Below are 18,543 nucleotides of genomic sequence, written 5' to 3'. Positions count from 1 at the left end.
GCCCCGGCACCCCGGCGGCGGCCCGTGCCCGGACGGCCCTTCCCCCGGGCCTTCGCGGCGCGGGCCGCCACCGGAGGCGCACGCCACCCCCGGCGCCGTCGGGGAGACGTCTTTGCACCCGGTCAGGGCGGCCCGACCGGCGTACCGGCCAGGATCATCCGGGCCACCGCCCGCACGGCGTCCACGACGGACTCGCGCACGGCGGGCGAGAAGGCCAGGTAGACGGGGAGGGGTGAGGGAGCGGGACCGAGGACACCGGGCGGCGTCGGACGGATCCCGGGGTGCTTGTGGTGGGAGTTCTCGCACAGCGCCGTGCAGGCGAGACCGGCCTGCACGGAGGCCCGTACGGTGTGCGGGTCGGCGCACCAGGGGACGGAGTACCAGGCGACGCCGTTGCGGTCGAGCGTCTCGGCGATGTGCAGGCTCAGCGCGGAGCTGCCGCCGAGCAGGGCGATGGGCACCCCGCGCCCGGCCGTGGGCGGCGGGCTGCCGAACCAGTCGAGCCGCACCCGCCCCAGCATCTCCGAGCGGGGCGTCCTGGTGCCGAGCAGCACGGCCGCGTCGATGTCGCCCTCGGCGACCCGGTCGGCGAGCGGGGCGCTGAGGTCGGTCACCATCGCGCACCGCAGGTGGGGCATCTCGGCGTCCAGCCGGGAGAACATCCGGCCCAGCCCGTCCGCGAAGTGGATCGAGCAGCCCATGCTCAGCGTCTCCTGGCTGCACAGGGCCGACACCCGGTCGAGCACGTCGCCGTTGAGCCTGATCACGTGCCGGGCGTGGTTCACCAGCTCGCGCCCGGCCGGTGTCAGCCGCAGCGGGCGCTTGGTGCGGTGGAACACCGCCGTCTGGACGATCGACTCGAGCCGCTGCACCTGCTGGCTGACGGTCGGCTGGGTGACGTGCAGCGACTGGGCGGCCCGGGCGAACCCGCCCTCCTCCACGACGGCCAGCAGGGTGCGCAGGAGCTTCACTTCTATGTCACGCTGCAAGGCTGGTCCACCCGTTCCGTTGAGAGGCGACCGTGGGGGCCGTCAGACCGACGGCCGAGGCCGGACGGGTGGGAGCACCGCCCCGGACACGCGTGGACGACGGACCACAGGACCCCCCGAACCCCCGTGCTCCCGGACCGGGACAGGGCTCATTGTCACCCCACTGGCCGGATCCATCCAATGAGGAGAAAAGGAAAGGAAAGTTAAACGAACAGGGGCAGGCTCCGTGAACGTGTCGTGGAGCCTGCGCGGCCGCCGTGTTCACCGCGGGCGCGCCGGGAAACGGGGCTACCAAAAAAAGAGTGCATGATGTGTGACCGCCCGGGTAGGCGCCGTCCGGAGAGCCCGCTCGTCGGAGTGGGCGTGAACGGCAGGGAGGGCCTGGGATGACGACGGGACTCGTCGGTATGACGACCGACGCCGGCACGGAGCTGCCGGAGATCGCGGATCCGCAGAAGATCGCGCCCCAGGACGCCCGGGAGCTGACCAAGACGTTCCTGGACCGGCTCGCCGTGCTGGAGGAAGGCACGCACGAGTACCAGTACGCGCGCAACACGCTCATCGAGATGAACATGTCCCTGGTGCGCTTCGCCGCGCGCCGGTTCCGCAACAGCGGTCAGGACATGGAGGACGTCGTCCAGGTCGGCACCATCGGTCTGATCAAGGCGATCGACCGGTTCGAGATCTCCCGTGACGTGCAGTTCACCAGCTTCGCGGTGCCGTACATCGTCGGCGAGATCAAGCGGTTCTTCCGCGACACCTCCTGGTCCGTGCACGTGCCGCGACGGCTCCAGGAGGCGCGGACCGAACTCGCCAAGGCGAGCGAGGAGCTGCGCAGCCGGCTGGGTCGCGCGCCCCGGGTCTCGGAGCTGGCCGCCCTGATGAACCTCACGGAGGAGCAGGTCGTCGAGGTCCAGATAGCGGCGAACGGCTACACCTCCGCCTCCCTCGACGCCGCGATCACCGGCGACGCCGAGGAGGGCGAGGCGGCCCTCTCCGAGTTCATCGGGGAGGAGGACAGCGCCCTGGAACTCGTGGAGGACTTCCACGCCCTCGCCCCGCTCGTCGCGTCCCTGGACGAGCGTGAGCGGCGGATCCTGCACCTGCGGTTCGTCGAGGAGCGGACCCAGGCGGAGATCGGCCAGGAGCTGGGCGTCTCGCAGATGCACGTCTCCCGGCTCATCTCCCGCATCGTGGCGCGACTGCGCGCGGGGATGCTCGCCACCGGCTGACCCGGTCCCGCCCCCGCGCCCTGCCCCGGCTACGACATGTTCGGCCGGGGCAGGCGCACGACCGTCACGAAGAACTCGTCGATCTGCCGGACCGCCGCGATGAACTGGTCGAGGTCGACGGGCTTGGTGACGTAGGCGTTGGCGTGCAGCTTGTAGCTGCGCAGGATGTCCTCCTCGGCGGAGGACGTCGTCAGGACCACGACGGGGATGTGGGCGAGGTCCGGGTCGGACTTGATGCGCTCGAGGACCTGCCGGCCGTCGTACTTGGGCAGGTTGAGGTCCAGCAGGATCAGGTCCGGGGTCGGCGCCCCGGCGTAGTCCCCGCGGCGGTAGAGGAAGTCGAGGGCCTCCTCGCCGTCGCGCACGACGTGCAGCGTGTTGCCGATCTTGTTGTCCTCGAACGCCTCCCGGGTCATCAGCTCGTCGCCGGGGTCGTCCTCGACGAGGAGCACCTCGATGGGTTCTGCGGGGGGCGTGGTCATGCGGGTTGTCCTTCCGGGGTGGTGCGGGCGGGCGCCGCGTCGGGTGACGCGGTGCGGCCGGCCGCGGTGGTGGGCAGCGTGAGGCTGAAGCGGGTGCCGCCGGTGTGGGCGGTGTCGATCCAGATCCGGCCGCCGTGGAACTCCACGATCTTCTTGCAGACGGCCAGGCCGATGCCCGTGCCGCTGTAGGCGTCCCGGCCGTGCAGGCGCTGGAAGATGACGAAGACCTTCTCGGCGAACTCCTCGGGGATGCCGATCCCGTTGTCCGTCACGCTCAGCCGCCAGGCCGCGCCGTCCTCACCGGCGTCGGGATCGGGCTCGCAGGTGACGACGACGCGGGGCGCGCGCTCGGGGTGGCGGAACTTGATGGCGTTGCCGAGCAGGTTCTGCCACAGCATGACCAGCAGCGTCGGGTCGCCCGTCACCTCGGGCAGTTCGTCCGGGCGCTCGATCACCGCGCCGGACTCCTCCGCCGCCGCCGCGAGGTTGGCCACCGCCTTGTCCAGGGTCTTGTCCAGGGCCACGGGGACGTGGGCGTCGTTGACCCGGCCGACCCGGGAGAACGTGAGCAGGTCGTTGATCAGGATCTGCATGCGCTTGGCACCGTCCACGGCGAACGCGATGTACTGCGTGCCGCGTTCGTCGAGCTTGTCGCCGTACCGCTTCTCCAGCAGCTGGCAGAAGGAGGCGACCTTGCGCAGCGGCTCCTGGAGGTCGTGGGAGGCGACGTAGGCGAACTGCTCCAGCTCGGCGTTGGACCGGCGCAGCTCCACCGCCTGGGCGTCCAGGTCGGCGGCCTGCCGGGTGAGGTGCTCCTGCTGGACGCGGGAGGCGTCCAGCTCCGCGACCAGGCGCCGGCGCATCGCCTCGACGTCGCCGGACACGGCCCGGATGTCGGCGGGCCCCTCGGGGACGATGCGGTGCTGGAAGTCGCCCCGGGCCACCCGGCGGGACGCGGTGCGCAGTCCGGCCAGGGGCCGGGCGACCAGGGTGTGCACCAGGACGGCCAGGACCACGGCGGTGATCAGGAAGGCGGCGACCATGCCGCCGAGCACCCAGTTCCGCACGGTGCGGATGCGGGACAGCTCGCTGCGGCTGTGCTCCCGGGCCTCGGTCAGGTGCCGGTTCTGCGTGCCGAACAGCGCGCGGATGTGGTCGAAGGCGGCCTTGCCGCCCTCGGTGGTGGCCTTGTCGGCGGGCCGGGGAGCGCCGGGGCTGACGCCCGCGATCAGGGAGTCGGCGTAGCGGCGGCGCCAGTCGGCCGCCGCGCGCTCGATGGTGTCCACGTCGTCGCGCAGGACCGGCCGGTCGCCGACGAGAGCGCGCAGCCGGGCCGCGGCGTCGCGTTCGGCCTGCCGTCCCTCGGTGTAGGGGACGAGGAACTGGCGGTCCGCCCCGAGTACGTAGCCGCGCACGCCGGTCTCCTGGTCCAGCACGGCGTTCTGCAGGCGGAGCGCCTCGGCGCGGGCCGGCTGGATGTTCTCGATCAGCCGGTCGGAGACGCGCGAGGTGCGGGCCAGCAGTTCCGTGCCGACCGCCGAGCCGGCCACCACCAGGGTGATCATCACGGCGAGGGCCAGGTGGAACCAGCCCTGCACGGTGAGCCGGCCGCGGTCGCGGGGGCCGGGGGGTACGGGGGGCGTTGTCACCGTCACTCTTCCTCGTTCATTCGGGCTGCCGGTGCCACCGCAGGTGCAGCACCGCCACGTCGTCGGCGAGACCGCCGTGGTCCTCGGCCAGTGCCTCGGCACGGCCGATCAGTTCGTCCACGAACGCCTCCGCGGGCAGGGTCGCGATCGAGCGGGCCAGGTCCAGCAGGCCCTGCTCGCCGAGGCGCTGGTGTCCGGGGCCGGTCCGTCCCTCGAACAGTCCGTCGGTGAAGAGGACGACTCCCGCGCCGGGCGGCAGGGCGAGTTCGGCGGCGGGCCAGCGGGCCAGGCCGCCCGGCAGCACCCCGAGCGCCGGTCCCCCGGGCACCTCGACCCAGTCCACGCGGTCGCCGCAGCGCAGCAGCATCCCGGGATGCCCGGCCCGCGTCACCCGCGCCGAGCGGCCGTCCGGCGGCAGCTCCAGGCTGGTCAGCGTGGCGAAGATGTGGTCACCGGTGCGCTCGGCGACGAGGATCTCCTCCAGCGTGCTCAGGCGCCCGGCGCCGCCGGCACCGCTGACCACGAGCGTGCGCCAGGCGATGCGCAGTCCCACGCCGAGCGCCGCCTCGTCGGGGCCGTGCCCCGAGACGTCGCCGACCAGGACGTGGACGCAGCCGTCGGGGGTCTGGACGACGTCGTAGAAGTCGCCGCCCAGCAGCGCCTGTTCGCGGCCCGGCAGATAGCGGGCGACGATGTCCAGGTCGGCCGCGTCGCGGAGCAGCGGGGTGGGCAGCAGCCCGCGTTCCAGCCGCCGGTTCTCCTCGGCCCGCAGCTGGCCCGCCTGGAGGGCCGCGGCCGCCTGCTCGGCCAGCTTGCGCTGGATGGCGTACCGGACCGCGCGGCCGAACAGTTCCGCGTCGACGCGCCCCTTGACCAGGTAGTCCTGCGCGCCCGCGGCGACCGCGGCCAGCCCGGTGCGTTCCTCGGCCAGGCCCGTGAGCACCACGACCGCCACGTCCGCGTACCGCCGCACCCGGGCCACGCCCTCCAGGCCGTGGGAGTCGGGCAGGTGCAGGTCCAGCAGGACGCAGTCCGGCGCCTCCGCCGCCAGCGCGGCGCGCGCCTCGGCCAGGGAGCGGACCCAGGTCAGCCGCATCCCCGGGGAACAGTCGGCGACCAGTTCCTCCACGAGGAGGGCGTCCGCCTCGTCGTCCTCGATCAGGAGCACCGACGGCTCGTGCCAGGCCCAGGCCGCGTCCGCGGCGGTGGCGGCGTCGCGGGGAACCGGTACGCCGGCGAGCCCATGCTGTGTTGGGAGCATCGGTTCCTGCTTCCCCTCCAACGCCTTGGCCGAGCCTCTCGGAGCTGCTTATTGCCATGCGGCAATGAATGAAGCGTACTTGCCTCGATCCGTTCAGTCCCAGGCGGATGTGATCAGACGGCAGGGGCGGGCCGATTTCGGCCATGCCGCGGAAATCCGGACACCCGCGCCGGCCGGGGCGGACGCTCCGGGGCGAGGGGGAAGTCCCTACGATGGCCCGGCCGGTGGTGGTTGTGCGGCGGCTCGTCGGGTACCGCGTTTCAATGAGGGTGGTATCGGTTTGGGCAGGCCATTACTGAAAGTGATGTATTCGTGACTCGTCTCAGCGGCTCGGGGGACGACCGGCCGAACGGACCGGGTGACGATCCCCCGTCCGTCGCGCGGGAGATCGCCGATGCCGTGGACGGTCTGGCGAATCTGTGGTCGGTGGCCGCCCAGGGCGCGAGTCTCAGGCTGTCGCCGCATCAGTTGCGCGCCCTGCGCATCCTGGAGGCCGAGCCGGGGCTCAATCTCACGGCGCTGGCGGAGGGGATGGAGATAGGCCCGCCGACCGCCAGCCGGCTGTGCGACCGGCTGGAGGCCGCGGGACTGCTGGAGCGGTTGCTGCACCCGCACAAGCGGCGCGAGGTGCAGCTGGTCCTGACCGGGCGCGGCCGGCAGGTGCTGGACGAGGTGGCCGAACTCAGGTCCCAGGCGCTCGCGGCGGTCCTGGCCGGCATGCGGCCCGCCGAGCGGGAGGCGCTGAGCCGGGGCATGCGGGCCTTCCTGTCGGCCCGGGACGGCACCGGCCGGCGGCCCGGCGCACCGCGCTCCTGACCGGGGCGGGCCCCTGCCGCACGCTCACGCCAGGGTGTGGCACAGCAGCAGGCAGACGTCGTCGTCGCGGGCGCAGTCGTGCAGGAGGGGTTTGAGGAGGGCGTCGGCGGCGGCTTCCGGGTCCTGCTCCAGCTCCGGGGCGCTCAGCGCGGCCAGGGCCCGGCCGAGGCGCTCGATGCCCGGATCGAGGCCCAGCGCCCGGCGTTCGACCAGGCCGTCGGTGTACAGCACCAGGGACGAGCCGGCCGGCAGGCCGGCCCGGTGGTCCGTGTGGACGTACGGCACCGGCATCCCCAGCATCACGCCCGGTCTGGCGTCCAGTACCCGTACGGCGCCGTCGGCCCCGCGGACGACGGCGGGCGGATGTCCGGCCGACGCCCAGACCACCTCCGGTTCGCCGGGGCGGAAGCGGGCGATCAACGCGGTGGCGTACAGCTCGGGTTGCAGGTGCCGGAGCATGCGGTGCAGGCGCGTGAGGATCTCCGCGGGGCTGTCGCTCTCGACGGCGTAGGCGCGCAGGGCGGTGCGCAGCCGGCCCATGACGACGGCGGCGTGCAGACCGTGCCCGGTGACGTCCCCTATGACGGCGAGCACGGCACCGTCGGGCTGGAGGAAGGCGTCGTACCAGTCGCCGCCGATGTTCAGTCCCCGGGCGGCGGGCAGGTACCGCGCGGCCAGCAGCAGTCCGGGCGGGGCGGGCAGCTCGGTCAGCTGGGCGCGTTGCAGGGTCTCGGCGGTGTCGCGGTGGCGTTCGTAGCGGCGGGCGTTGTCCAGGGCGATGGCGGCGCGGCGGGCCAGCTCGACCAGCATCACCGAGGTGTCCGGGTCGAAGCGGGGGCCCCGCGCGGTGAGCGTGAGGACGCCCAGCGGGCGGCGGGCCGTCAGCGGGACGGCCAGCAGCGGGCGGGGCGGGGGCGGGGCGGAGGGCGGCAGGTCGTCCACGCCGGGCAGCAGGCCGGGGTGCGCGGCGGCGTGCACGGGACGGCCGGTGCGGGCGGCGGCCACCGTGACGGCGGGGCGTTCCGGGACACCGCCGCGGTGCCCGTCGGCGCCGCCGGTGAACAGCGGGACCTCGTCCTCGTCGAAGAGCCAGACGTCCGAGTGCCCCGCGTACCGCGGCACCAGGAGCCCCGACAGGCGGCGCAGCACGGCCGACGGGCTGAGGGACGAGGTGACGGCGGCGCTGGCGTCACCGAGGAAGCACAGCAGGCTCCGGGCCCGTTCGGTCTCGGCGCGTGCGGCCCGCTCGGCGTCCAGCAGACCGCGCTGCGCGTGGGCCGCGGCCTCCAGTTCGGAGTGCAGGGCCAGCACACCCTGGTCGGTCCGGTGCAGTTCCTCCCGGTGCAGCCGGACGAGGCGCTCCTGCTCGTCGAGGCGGCGCAGCACGGCCGCGGTGTCCTCGTCGGCGCGCAGCAGGGCCTCGGCGAGGGGCGCTCCCGTCGACGGGCGCTCCCCGGCGGGCCCGTCGGGCAGGGGACAGCTGAGGTCGGGCTCGTCGCCCGGACCCGGCACGGACGAGCCCGCCGGCCGCAACGACACGTCGAGCCGGGCGCCGTGCCCGGCGGTGGCCCGCCGGACGCGGAGCAGCAGTTCCCCTCCGCCGCCCGCGCCGAGGCAGCGGCGCAGCCGTGCCGTCAGCGCGCAGAGGAAGCGGGCCCGTTCCAGCGCCGGCGCCGCCCTCACGGCACGCGCGGCGGCGGCCCGGGCCAGGGCCGCGTCGGTGACCGACGCGATGGTCCACGGGGCGGGGGGTCCCGGCATGGCCGCGTCCGGTGGGCCGGGGGCGTCCCGGGCCGCGCTCATGGCGTCCCCGTGCGGGGCGGGGGGAGGCCCAGGACCCAGTCGGTGATGGTGACGGTGGTGCCCCGGCCGGGGCTGCTGTCCAGGGCGAACTCCTGGACGAGCCGTCGGGCGCCGCCCAGGCCCAGCCCGGGGCCGTCGCCCGAGGTGTAGCCGTCGGTCATCGCCAGGCCGACGTCGCCGATGCCCGGGCCGGCGTCGACGAAGGACAGCCGCAGCCCGCGCCGGGTGCCCTCGCCGAGCCGGGTGATCTCCAGGTGCCCGCCGCCGCCGTGGACGAGGGTGTTGCGGGCCAGTTCGCTGACGGCGGTCACCAGCTTGGTCTGCTGCACCAGACGGAACCCGAGGTCGGTCGCGACCTGGCGCACGTGCCGGCGCACCTGGGCCAGGTCCGCGTCCGAGCCGATGGGCAGACAGGTGGTCGAGGCGGGTGGGGCCTGCATCACGCACCCTCTTCCGGGCGGGTGGACGGGGTCGCCGTGCGCCCGCGGCCCGGCAGGGCCCCCGCCCGCGCGGCGTCCGGAACGGCGCCCGGACCGGCGCCCGGACCGGCGCGGGCGAGCCCCGGACCGGGCGGGGCGGGAACGACGACGGGACGTAACCGGATCCTCCCGGCACGGGCGGCCGGCAACCACGCGTACGGGACGGCCCCGGCCGGCGAGCACGCACGCGCGGCGATCCCGGTGCGCAGGGCACGGCCGTTCGGCGGGCACCCGCCCCCGGCGGCCGTGGCCCGCACGGTGCGGACGCCCGGCGGACGCGCACCCGCGACGGTCCCGGCCCGGCCGGTACGGGCAGCCGGCGGGCGCGCGCACGCGAGGGCCCCGGCCGCGGCGCGGGGGAAGGAGCCGGCCGCCGCGCCGGGGGTGCCGGCCGGCTCGGGGGCGGGGGCGACGGGGCGGGCGGTGGGGGCGACGGGGCGGGCGGCCGGGTGCGGGAGCCGTCCGGCCGGCCCGCCGCACGGCGCGGCCCGCAGGGCGGTACCCGGCACCGGGAACCGCACCGGTGCCGGCGCCCGTGCCGGGCCCCGCGGGGCGGCGGAGCGGCCCGTCACCGCGGGCCCGCTCCCGCGGCCGGCCCCGGGGAGACAACGATGCCCTGGCGGCCGAGCGCGTACGCCAGCGCGTCGGCGAGGCCGGCCCGCGTGGTGATCGTGCCGAGGTCGATGCCCAGGTGGACGATGGTCTGCGCGATGGCGGGACGGATCCCGGAGACGACGCACTCCGCGCCCATCAGACGCGCGGCGGCGACCGTCCGCATCAGGTGCTGGGCCACCAGCGTGTCGACGGCCGGCACACCGGTGATGTCGAGGATGGCGAACCGGGCCCCCTCCGCCACGATCGCCTCCAGCAGACTCTCCGTCACGACCTGGCTGCGGGCGCTGTCCAGCGTGCCGATCAGCGGTACGCCGACGACGCCCTCCCACAGCTTGACGACCGGGGTGGCCACCTCCAGCAACTGCTGCCGCTGCCGGGCTATCAGTTCCTCACCGGCGCCGACGGTGGTCTCCATGACCACCAGCCGGAGCGTGCCCATCAGGACCGTCAGCGCGAGCACGCCCGCGTACGCCCGCTCGTCGGCGGGGTCCTCGAACTCGGCCCGCAGCAACGCGGCGACCGGCTCCCGCAGATCGGCGACCTCCCCCGCGACCTGGGACGGGCTGAAACCCGCCTGCGCGCGGGCGGCGGCCATGCGGCCGAGCTGCTTCCTGACGGCGCCGAAGCCCGGTGCGCCGGCCTCCTCCAGCCGTCCGGTGCGGGCCACCCCGGCCAGGGCACCGACCACGGCCTTGCACGCCTCGACCGCCTCGTCGCGGGATACGGTGAAGACCGTGCGGAACAGCGCGGAGTCCGCCCAGCGCTGCGCGATCTGCTCCCGGCGCCGCTCCATGAACGCGCCCAGCCACTCGGCCGCTTCGGGCGTCGAGTCGTGCTCCGGCACCTGCATCGTCTCCCTGCCGCGCGGTTCGGCCGACCTGATGGCGGCCCATAGGACAATCATTGCCAGATGACAAGCAACAACGCGAGGGCATGAGCCGGCCAACACGCGATCGTCACAATCGGGCGGTCCCGCCGCTCACCCGGCGGCGGGCCTCCCGCGCCAGTCCAGGCACAGGACCAGCGCGTCGTCGTCCGCCACCGTCTTTCCGCGGTGACCGGTCAGCTCCCGCAGGATCGCGCGCGGCACGTCGGCGGCGGGCAGCAGCCGGGTGGACTGGATCGCCCGGGCCAGGGCCGCGTCCCCGTACGTCTCGCCCTTCGGGGAGGCCACCGCGTGCACCCCGTCGCTGACGAAGACCAGGCGGTCGCCGGGCTCGACCCGGAACTCCTGGGCGACGTAGTCGGTCTCCTCGAACATGCCGAGCGGGAGCTGGGCCTCGAAGTTGACGTGCTCCACGCAGCCGTCCCGCAGCCGCAGCAGCCGGGGGGAGCCCGCGTCCACGACCGCGGCCCGGCCGGTGGCCAGGTCGAAGTCGAACATCAGGACCGACAGGTAGCAGCGGCCCCGGTAATGGGCGTAGACGGCCTGGTCCGCGAGGGCCGCCTGGTCGGCGATGGAGATGCCGGCGCGCCGGGCGTTGCGCAGCGCGTTGATGGCCAGGTTCGTCAGCAGCGACGCCTCTATGCCCTCGCCCATGCCGTTGGTGACGTAGAGCATGAGGTGGTCGGCGGTGGCGGACCAGTCGAAGTTGTCGCCGAAGATGGCGTACGCCGGCTCCAGCTGCGCCCCCAGCTCGTACTCCGGACGGGAGGAGGAGCGGCCGGGCAGCAACTGCCACTGCATCTCGGCGGCCAGGGTGAGCCGGTCCTTGCGGCGCGCCTGGAGGTACAGGTCGGTGTCGCGTTCGGCCACGAGCACCTCGTGCCCCAGCACGTCGGCGATCTCGGCGAGTTCGGGCTCCCAGCGGCGCACGGCGTCGCCGCCGGGCAGGGTCACGCTCAGCACGCCGAGCCGGTCGCCGCGCACACTGACCGGGAGATGCAGGCGGGCCCGTCCGTCGCGGCCGTCCTCGCAGTACGGCCGCTGCGAGCCGAAGGCGCGGCCGGCCGGGCTGTTGTGCACCGGGACGGGCTCCAGGGTGTGCGGCAGGACCGACACCGGTTGCAGGACGCTCAGGCCGTAGTCGGCCATGTACAGCTCGACGTCCTCCGCGCCGTACTGCTCCATCAGTACGGCACGGGTGGCGTCGAGCAACGCGTCGGGAGCCGCTGTGCGCAGCGCGCGTTCAGCGGCCACGAATCTGTTCATAAGGGAGTAATCACCTATCCTTTGCCGGACTACGTACATGCCTCGCCCACGAGGCCGGTCTGCCGGGCGAGCCCCGTCGGCCCTCTTGGGCCGCCTGAGGCCGGAGCGCGTGCCTAGTACGCTGACAGGCGCCCCAGTGCCTGCGAGAGTGTGACCGTGACTGCCTTCCGCCGCCGCCCAGAGCCCGACGAGGTCGCGCGTGTGACCACCACGGCCGTCGAGCTGCTGGAAGTCGTGTGGGGCCGCGCCTCGACGGCACCCACCTCCGCGTCCCAACTGCGCGTGCTGCACATCCTGGAGCACCACGACGGCATCAACCTGCGCACGCTCGCCGAGTCGCTGGCGTCCACCCCGCCGTCCACCAGCAGGCTGTGCGACCGGCTGCAGGCCGCCGGGTTCATCGAGCGGGTGGCGAGCCCGGAGGACCGGCGGGAGGTGCGGCTGCACCTCAGCGGCCGGGGCCGCGCCTTCCTCGCCGACCTGCGGGCGCGCCGGGAGCGGGAGTTGCGCAAGGTGCTGGCGGATATGCCGGCCGCCAAGCGGATCGCGCTGCTGGAGGGGCTGGAGGCGTTCTGCTCCACCGCGGCGACGCAGATACTCGACGACGCCTCGGACTCCGGCAGCCAGACCGCCTGAGCCACCGTTCGCGGCACCGGTGCCACCGTTGCCTCTCGGCGATGGTGGCCGGCACACGGAGCGACCTCCGTCCACCGGAGCATTCCAGGTCCTTCCCCGTGCACGTCCGACACGGTTACTTTGTTGCCTCGCGGCTATTGTTGTCAAACAGCAACAGTGCGTCCGACAGCCCTCGCTGGGACTCGGATACCCCGCGGCGGGCCGTTTCGCCGGAGGTTGTGCGCCATGTCTCCGAAGGAGGGGAATGACGCATGGCCCGGGGCCGATGCGGGAATCAGCGCGCCCGCGGGGACCCGGGCGCGGTGGGCGCGTCCGTCGGTTCCCGGGATCCGCCGGTCGGTACAGGACACGATCCGTCCTCTATCCCTGCGACGGTGACGGCGTCCTCCGCAGCGAGCCACGCCACGTACGGACCACCAGCCCGGGAGTGCCATGACCGTGCTCGACCACCGCGCCCTCAACCGTGCCACCCTCGCCCGGCAGCACCTGCTCGCGCGCGCCGACGCCTCCGTGCCCGAGGCGGTGGCCCACCTGTGCGGGCTCCAGGCGCAGGAGCCGCAGGAGCCGTTCACCGGGCTGTGGTCCCGGCTGGCCGGCTTCACGCCCGGGCTGCTGGACGAGGCGCTGACCGGCCGTGCCGTGGTGCGCACCCATCTGATGCGCCGCACCGTCCATCTCGTCACCGCCGACGACGCGCTCGCCTGGCGTGCCCGCCACGACGCGATGCTGCGGCAGCGCGCACTGGGCGCCTACCGCCGCGAGCTGGCCGGTGTCGACCTGGACGAACTGGCCGCCGCCGGCCGTGCGGTCATGGCCGACCAGCGGCCCCGCACCATGAGCGAGCTGGTGCGGGCCGTCGAGGACCGCTGGCCCGGGCCGCCGCGCCGGGCCCTCGGCGAGCTGCTCGTCGCCGCCCTCGTCCCGATGGTCCAGCTTCCGCCGCGCGGCCTGTGGCGGCGGTCCGCCGGCGTGCGCAACCTGCCGTTGGCCACCTGGCTGGGACGGGACGTCGACCCGCTGCCCGCCGGGGACGGCGATCCCGTCGGGCAGCGGCTGGTGCGCCGCTACCTCGCCGCGTACGGGCCCGCCGCGACGGCGGACCTGCGCGCCTGGTGCGGTCTCGCCGGCCTGCCCGCCGCGGTCCGGGCCGTCCGCGAGGAACTCGTCGTCTTCCGCGACGAACGCGGTCGCGAACTGCTCGACCTGCCCGACGCGCCGCGCCCCGACCCCGACACCCCGGCGCCGGTACGGTTCCTGCCGGCCTTCGACAACGCGATCCTCGGCTACCACGACCGCGGCCGCGTCATCGACGCCCCTCACCTCGGCCTGTCCGTCGCGGGCCACCGCGTGGTCCTCGTCGACGGACGCGTCACCGCCACCTGGACCGTGCGCGACCACCGCCTCCGTGTCAGCCCCCTGCGCCCCCTCACCGCCCCGGAGCGGGAGGCCGTCCACGCCGAGGCCGGGGAACTGGCCGCGTTCCTGGACGAGGGCATCGAGGGGGTCGACCTGGACACCGTGCGGTGACGCCGGCCGCCGCACGGCGCCGTCCGCTCAGCTCCGGGCGAAGAACTCCACCTCCGCCAGGGCCAGGTGGTGGCCCCCGGTCAGGCCCGTCGGGGAGTTCAGGGACAGGCGGACCGTGGTGACGTCGCTGAAGGCGGTGGGGATCGTCTGGGGGCCCGGCTTGTCGCCGAGGGCGAGTTCCTTGCGGTGCCGCTCGCCGTCCCGCGTCGTCACCTCCAGGTCGATCCGCAGCGCCCGGCCCTCCTTGGCGTAGTCCTCCGGGGCCGTGGACGCGCCGTTCGTGACGATCAGGTCCACCAGGCGGAACGGCTGCTGGAAGGTGTACGTCACCGACGCGCCCGCCGCGGGCGCGCCCCAGTAGTGGTTGCTCACCCCGTCCGTAGTGTTCTTCGCCGGGTGCCCGGGCACCTCCGCGCTCGCCTCGATGCTCACCGGGGTCACGGGCTTGGTCTTGCTCAGCTTGTCCCGGGTGTCCTCGAACAGGGCGCGTCCGGCCGGCAGCAGGAACAGGCCGGCCGCGCACAGCGCCACCAGCACCGCCAGGATCACCAGGAACCGCACGCCCCGGCCGGAACTCGCCCGCACCCGGCGGCGCAGCGGCCACACGGTCCGCCACCACGGCAGCGGGGCCGGCTTCGCCTCCGGTTTCAGCGCGGCCGCGCAGCGCCGGCAGAAGCGGCGGCCCGGCGGGTTGGGCGTGCCGCACGCCGGGCAGGGCGTCCCCGCCACCTCGTCCGGCGCCTCCACGGGCCGGACCACCGGACGCGGAGCCACCGGTTTGCCCGGGCGCACGGGCAGCACCGCCTCCGGCGCCGGTGTGTCCGGGGCGGAGGCGGCCGGGGGGCGGGGCCCCGGGGTGTCCCGGGGCGCCGGCACGCGGGGGGTGACGGGGGGCTGCGGTGCCGCCGGGGGCCGGGGCGGTGCCGGGGGCGCGGTGGGCGTCGTCCGTTCGGGGCGGCGGGGGTGCTCGGTGGACGCGGGCGCCGGGCGGCTGTCGGTGGCACGGCCTTCGGTGGGCGCGGGCGTCGCACGGCTCCCGGTCGTGCGGGCGCTCGCGGACGGGTCGGTGGACGCGGCCGCCGCACCGGGCGCGCTCGTCGGGCCCTCGGCGGGCGTGGGCGCCGGAGCGGGCGTGGCGGCCGGGGGCTTCGGGGCGGCCCCGGCCGGGGGTGTGCCCGCGCGCCCGGTCCGGGTGGGGGCGGCGGGGGGGTCGTCCGCCGCGCGGCTCCCGGCCGGCCCCGCCTGCTCCTCCCTCGTCTCGCCGCGGGTCCGGGGCGTCAGGCGGGAGCGCAGCGACGAGGCGCGGGGCGGCGGCGCGGCCCGCGTCGGCTCGTCCGCCGGGGCGGGGTCCGGTGCGGGGGCGGGCTCCGGCGAAGGGGCGGGCGTGGGGTCCGGTGCGGCCGGGGGTTCCGGGGTCGGAGCGGGGTCCGCGGGAGCGGGCTCCGCGGGCCGGCTCGCCGCCGGTCCCGAGTCCGACCAGCCCAGGTACGCGCCGCAGTTGCCGCAGAAGTCGTCCGTGGGGCCGTTGGACGCCCCGCACGAGGGACACGCGCGCATGGCGTCACCTCCCTTCGTCGGTGGGCGGGCCGGGCAGGATCTCCACCCGGCAGACGATGTGCACCGGGCACATGACCCGGACGATCTCGCGGACCCGCTCCGGATCCACCGGCGGCCGGTCCGGCCCGTCGGCGCCGGCCTCGTACGGATGCGACGCCGTCCCCCGCGCCCCGGAGGAGTCCGTCCGCCGGTCGCCGGCCGGCCACACCCGTACCAGCGGGCCCTCGGGGGACCGCGCGGGCAGGTCCGTGCCCGGGGTCGCCGACCAGGCCGCCGCGCCGGCCCCGGTGACCTCCGCGTCCACGCCCAGGGCGAGGCGCAGCGCCTCGGTCAGGCCCTTGGCCGTGCCGCGCCGGCGGTGCAGCTCCACGGCTCGGGTGACGGCCTCGCGGCGCCGGTCCACGGGCCACTCGGGGTCGTCGGTGGCGCCCACCCAGGACGCCAGCCAGGTGAGGAAGTCGGCGGGGGCCAGCCGGGGGTCGAGGTAGGCGGGGAGGGTGTCCAGGGTCAGGAACACCGGGGCGAGGACGGTGTCCAGGCCGGCGGTGAAGCGCTGGGCGAAGTCGTCGTCGGCGTACAGGGCCGGCAGCTGTTCGCCGATCGGGTGGCGGCTCGGCAGGCCGGGGACGGCGGCCCGGCTCATCGCCGTCCCTCCGGGTCCACGGCCGTGACGACCACCTGGTGCTGGTAGGAGAAGACCAGCGCGCCCTGGGCCAGGTCGATGCGGTCCGTCGGGGCGCCGCGACGGCCGGTGATCGGGTCGGCGGGGAAGAGCCGGATCTCCTCCACCAGCGCGTTGCCGGTGGCGCGTTGCAGCACGCCGAACAGCTCGCCGTACTGCACCGGCCGGCCGAACGGCCAGCCGGTGCCGTCGACTCCGCCGTGCAGCGGGTTGAGGTGCCGGTACAGCGCGGCGAGCGCCGCGTCGCGCACCCGGTCGGTGTCGCCCGGTGCCGCGGCGAGCCTGGCCACCACGGTGACGCCCTGGTAGACCGGCGGCTCCACCACCAGCCGGGTGCCGATCAGGCGCCGCTCGTCGAGGGCCGCGGTGATCGCCCGGAGCACCTGGTCGGAGGGGATGAGCTGCTCGAAGCGGAGCCGGTCGTCGCCCTCGTCGGCCACCGCGTCCGGCACCACCAGGACCCGTACCGCGCCCGCGTCCTCGGCGGCGGGCAGACAGCGCACCCGGCGCACCGAGGGCGCGGCCTGGCGGCTGATGATCTCGTAGTCCTCGGCGGTCACCGCGCGCTCCTGCATGCGCAGGGCCTGCGGGGCGCGCAGCTTGGCGTTCTCGACGGTCTCCCCGGCGACACCGCCGCGCGCCGCCTCCCGGTTGACGACCCGGGCGACGTACGGCACGGAGCTGCGCAGCACGGAGATCGCGCCCCGGGCGACGTTGCCGGCCGGGCCGCCGCCGGTGCGGTAGCGGGCCACCCGGATCCGGGCGCCCTTGGGCGGTACGGCGCCGCACTGCCGCAGCGTGCCGTCCGGTTCGCGCAGCGCCGGCGGGAAGGCGAACTCGCCGGTGGTGGCGTCGACGGTGACGTGCCGGCCGGCGGGGCCGGAGCGGCCGAAGTGCTCGACCAGGTCCCAGCGCTGCCAGCCCTCGGCCGTGGACACCTCCACCACCGGGGGCTCGCGGTCGAGGAGGACGGGCGGACGGCCGAGCCGGAACGTCTGCCCGGGCACCCCCTCCGAGGTGCCGAGCGGGACGTCGGTGACGGTCTCGGCGTGCTCGACGGTCATGGTGCCGCCCACGGTGAACACCGCGGCCTCGCGCACGGTCGGGGACTCCGAGTAGAACGGCTGGCCCGGCTCGGGCTCGGTGACCCGGCAGCGCAGCCAGCCGGCCCGGGTGCCGCCGATCACCGACGCCGTGTGCCCGGCCGGGACGTACACCGTGACCTCGCCGGGCCGGTTCAGCCCGCCGGTGGTGTCGGTGCCGGTCTCGCACACCCGCCAGCCGCCGCCGTCCCACGCCTCCCACACCAGCGGGGGCTGGCGCGGGTCGACGCCGACGCCCTCCACCCGGCTGTCCAGGCGTACGGCGACGATGCACCGCGGCACCGCCGTCGGCAGACCGAACAGCAGGGCGTCGCCCGGCTCGGGCGCGGCCTGGAAGCAGGGGATGTCCCGGCCCTCGGAGAGCGTCCCGGTCCGGTCGGTCTGCTCGCCGTTGCGGTGCGCGGTCACCAGGCGCGTCAGCTCGCTGGGCAGGATGTCCAGGTGGTCGGTGGTGGTGAACACCACGGCCTCGTCGCTCTCGCCCCGCGCGCTGGTCACCTCGGTGCCGGCGGGCAGCGCGACCGTGTCGGGCTGCGGCGCCGACAGCCAGAAGTCGACGTCGGCCACGGCCGCGGCCGGCGGGAACAGGCGGATGCCGAGCAGGTCGAGGAAGGCGGTGTAGTTCTTGTCCGGGACCCGGTTCAGCCGGTACAGCAGCTGGTCCACGAGGTAGGCGAACGTCTCGATCAGGGTGACGCCCGGGTCGGAGACGTTGTGGTCGGTCCACTCCGGGGCGCGCTGCTGCACGTACCGCTTCGCCTCGTCGACGAGTTGCTGGAACCGCCGGTCGTCCAGGTTCGGGGAGGGCAGTGCCATCAGTTCCCGCCCCCGTCCTCGGCCCCCTCCTCGGAGGGGATCGTGTAGAAGGGGAAGACCAGGTTGCGCCGGTCGTTGGTGGAGCGCACCGTGTAGTGCACGTCGATGTAGAGGGTGCCGTCCTCGACGGCGTCGAAGGCGACGACCACGTCCTCCACCGCGATGCGCGGCTCCCACCGTTCCAGGGCCTCGCGCACCTGCTGCGCGATGCGTCCGGCGGTGGCGCCGTCGCCGGGGGCGAAGACGTAGTCGTGGATGCCGCAGCCGAACTCGGGGCGCATGGGGCGCTCGCCGGGCGCGGTGCCGAGCACCAGGCGGATCGCCTCCTCGATCTCCCGCTCCCGTTCGACCAGGGCGATGCCGCCGGTGGGGCCGACCCGCAGCGGGAACGCCCAGCCGCGGCCGATGAACCGCTCGCTCATCACAGGCCCCCGATCAGGACGTTGGGGGCTCCGGTCACGACCATGGCGCCGCAGGCGGTCTTGTCGCGCGACCGTGCGGCCGGCAGCCCGCCGATGAGGACGGTGGCCGCGAGCGGGTTGGGCAGGATCACGTTGGCCGGGCCCATCAGCGCGTGCGGCGGCATCGGGCAGGTGTGCAGGCTGCCGACGACGGCGGCGGGCCGGCCGCCGATCAGCACACGGGCCACGGCCGCGGCGGCGCCGGGCGGCGGGGTGGCGATCACCCCGCCGTGACTGGTGGGGTCACCGGTACGGGCTGCGGCCGGCATCTGTCGCTCCTAGG

The 18,543-nt window shown here is 75.1% G+C and carries 17 protein-coding genes; 4 read left to right on the top strand and 13 right to left on the bottom strand.

The genetic code is table 11. From position 1 onward, the window contains the following. Positions 1-122: 122 nt before the first annotated feature. Positions 123-989 (bottom strand): LysR family transcriptional regulator, encoded by an 867-nt coding sequence (locus ACZ63H_RS11625; protein WP_469863818.1) that lies wholly within the window; start codon positions 987-989, stop codon positions 123-125. Between the two features lie 386 nt (positions 990-1,375). On the opposite strand from ACZ63H_RS11625, the gene ACZ63H_RS11620 reads away from it, so the two are divergent. After that, positions 1,376-2,221, top strand: a complete 846-nt coding sequence (locus ACZ63H_RS11620; protein ID WP_469863817.1) for an RNA polymerase sigma factor SigF — start codon at positions 1,376-1,378, stop codon at positions 2,219-2,221. A gap of 29 nt (positions 2,222-2,250) precedes the next feature. Here ACZ63H_RS11620 and ACZ63H_RS11615 read toward each other — a convergent pair whose 3' ends face one another. The 3 genes from ACZ63H_RS11615 to ACZ63H_RS11605 all read right to left on the bottom strand — a co-directional run bounded on the left by ACZ63H_RS11615 (position 2,251) and on the right by ACZ63H_RS11605 (position 5,613). Beyond that, positions 2,251-2,703, bottom strand: coding sequence for a response regulator (locus tag ACZ63H_RS11615; protein WP_469863815.1), 453 nt, complete (start codon positions 2,701-2,703; stop codon positions 2,251-2,253). Next, complete coding sequence (locus ACZ63H_RS11610) at positions 2,700-4,268, bottom strand: sensor histidine kinase (protein WP_469863856.1); 1,569 nt, start codon at positions 4,266-4,268, stop codon at positions 2,700-2,702. The genes ACZ63H_RS11615 and ACZ63H_RS11610 overlap by 4 nt, the downstream gene beginning before the upstream one ends. A gap of 100 nt (positions 4,269-4,368) precedes the next feature. After that, positions 4,369-5,613, bottom strand: a complete 1,245-nt coding sequence (locus ACZ63H_RS11605) for a PP2C family protein-serine/threonine phosphatase (RefSeq protein WP_469863813.1) — start codon at positions 5,611-5,613, stop codon at positions 4,369-4,371. Between the two features lie 312 nt (positions 5,614-5,925). Here ACZ63H_RS11605 and ACZ63H_RS11600 point away from each other — a divergent pair, with 312 nt between their 5' ends. Next, entirely contained in the window at positions 5,926-6,429 is a 504-nt protein-coding gene (locus tag ACZ63H_RS11600) for a MarR family winged helix-turn-helix transcriptional regulator (protein WP_469863811.1), read from the top strand. Between the two features lie 24 nt (positions 6,430-6,453). On the opposite strand, the gene ACZ63H_RS11595 is transcribed toward ACZ63H_RS11600, so the two are convergent. The 4 genes from ACZ63H_RS11595 to ACZ63H_RS11580 all read right to left on the bottom strand — a co-directional run bounded on the left by ACZ63H_RS11595 (position 6,454) and on the right by ACZ63H_RS11580 (position 11,478). Continuing rightward, positions 6,454-8,190 carry a PP2C family protein-serine/threonine phosphatase gene (locus ACZ63H_RS11595; RefSeq protein WP_469863854.1) on the bottom strand — a complete coding sequence of 579 codons (1,737 nt, stop codon included), beginning with the start codon at positions 8,188-8,190 and terminating at the stop codon, positions 6,454-6,456. A 38-nt stretch (positions 8,191-8,228) separates the two neighbouring features. After that, complete coding sequence (locus ACZ63H_RS11590; protein ID WP_469863809.1) at positions 8,229-8,672, bottom strand: anti-sigma regulatory factor; 444 nt, start codon at positions 8,670-8,672, stop codon at positions 8,229-8,231. A 607-nt stretch (positions 8,673-9,279) separates the two neighbouring features. After that, positions 9,280-10,176, bottom strand: a complete 897-nt coding sequence (locus tag ACZ63H_RS11585) for an STAS domain-containing protein (RefSeq protein ID WP_469863852.1) — start codon at positions 10,174-10,176, stop codon at positions 9,280-9,282. A 129-nt stretch (positions 10,177-10,305) separates the two neighbouring features. Further along, the gene (locus ACZ63H_RS11580) at positions 10,306-11,478 is read right to left on the bottom strand and encodes a PP2C family protein-serine/threonine phosphatase (protein ID WP_469863808.1); all 1,173 of its coding nucleotides are present in this window, start codon (positions 11,476-11,478) and stop codon (positions 10,306-10,308) included. Positions 11,479-11,679: 201 nt separating this feature from the next. Here ACZ63H_RS11580 and ACZ63H_RS11575 point away from each other — a divergent pair, with 201 nt between their 5' ends. Both ACZ63H_RS11575 and ACZ63H_RS11570 read left to right on the top strand, forming a co-directional pair. Next, complete coding sequence (locus ACZ63H_RS11575; protein WP_469863806.1) at positions 11,680-12,114, top strand: MarR family transcriptional regulator; 435 nt, start codon at positions 11,680-11,682, stop codon at positions 12,112-12,114. A gap of 432 nt (positions 12,115-12,546) precedes the next feature. Continuing rightward, the gene (locus ACZ63H_RS11570; RefSeq protein ID WP_469863804.1) at positions 12,547-13,641 is read left to right on the top strand and encodes a winged helix DNA-binding domain-containing protein; all 1,095 of its coding nucleotides are present in this window, start codon (positions 12,547-12,549) and stop codon (positions 13,639-13,641) included. Positions 13,642-13,668: 27 nt separating this feature from the next. Here ACZ63H_RS11570 and ACZ63H_RS11565 read toward each other — a convergent pair whose 3' ends face one another. The 5 genes from ACZ63H_RS11565 to ACZ63H_RS11545 are packed head-to-tail and all read right to left on the bottom strand — an operon-like array spanning position 13,669 to position 18,529. Continuing rightward, on the bottom strand, positions 13,669-15,198 hold the full coding sequence (locus tag ACZ63H_RS11565; RefSeq protein WP_469863802.1) for an NADase-type glycan-binding domain-containing protein: 1,530 nt from the start codon (positions 15,196-15,198) through the stop codon (positions 13,669-13,671). A 4-nt stretch (positions 15,199-15,202) separates the two neighbouring features. Beyond that, positions 15,203-15,841: a phage tail protein gene (locus tag ACZ63H_RS11560; RefSeq protein ID WP_469863800.1), complete on the bottom strand. Its 639-nt coding sequence runs from the start codon at positions 15,839-15,841 to the stop codon at positions 15,203-15,205. Continuing rightward, positions 15,838-17,799: a putative baseplate assembly protein gene (locus ACZ63H_RS11555; protein WP_469863798.1), complete on the bottom strand. Its 1,962-nt coding sequence runs from the start codon at positions 17,797-17,799 to the stop codon at positions 15,838-15,840. The genes ACZ63H_RS11560 and ACZ63H_RS11555 overlap by 4 nt, the downstream gene beginning before the upstream one ends. Beyond that, positions 17,799-18,221: a GPW/gp25 family protein gene (locus ACZ63H_RS11550; protein WP_467935614.1), complete on the bottom strand. Its 423-nt coding sequence runs from the start codon at positions 18,219-18,221 to the stop codon at positions 17,799-17,801. The genes ACZ63H_RS11555 and ACZ63H_RS11550 overlap by 1 nt, the downstream gene beginning before the upstream one ends. Continuing rightward, entirely contained in the window at positions 18,221-18,529 is a 309-nt protein-coding gene (locus ACZ63H_RS11545; RefSeq protein ID WP_469863796.1) for a PAAR domain-containing protein, read from the bottom strand. The genes ACZ63H_RS11550 and ACZ63H_RS11545 overlap by 1 nt, the downstream gene beginning before the upstream one ends. Between the last annotated feature and the right edge of the window lie 14 nt (positions 18,530-18,543).

Source organism: Streptomyces sp. NPDC104831, assembly GCF_055583025.1.
This window is presented reverse-complemented; position numbering and strand designations above follow the sequence as displayed.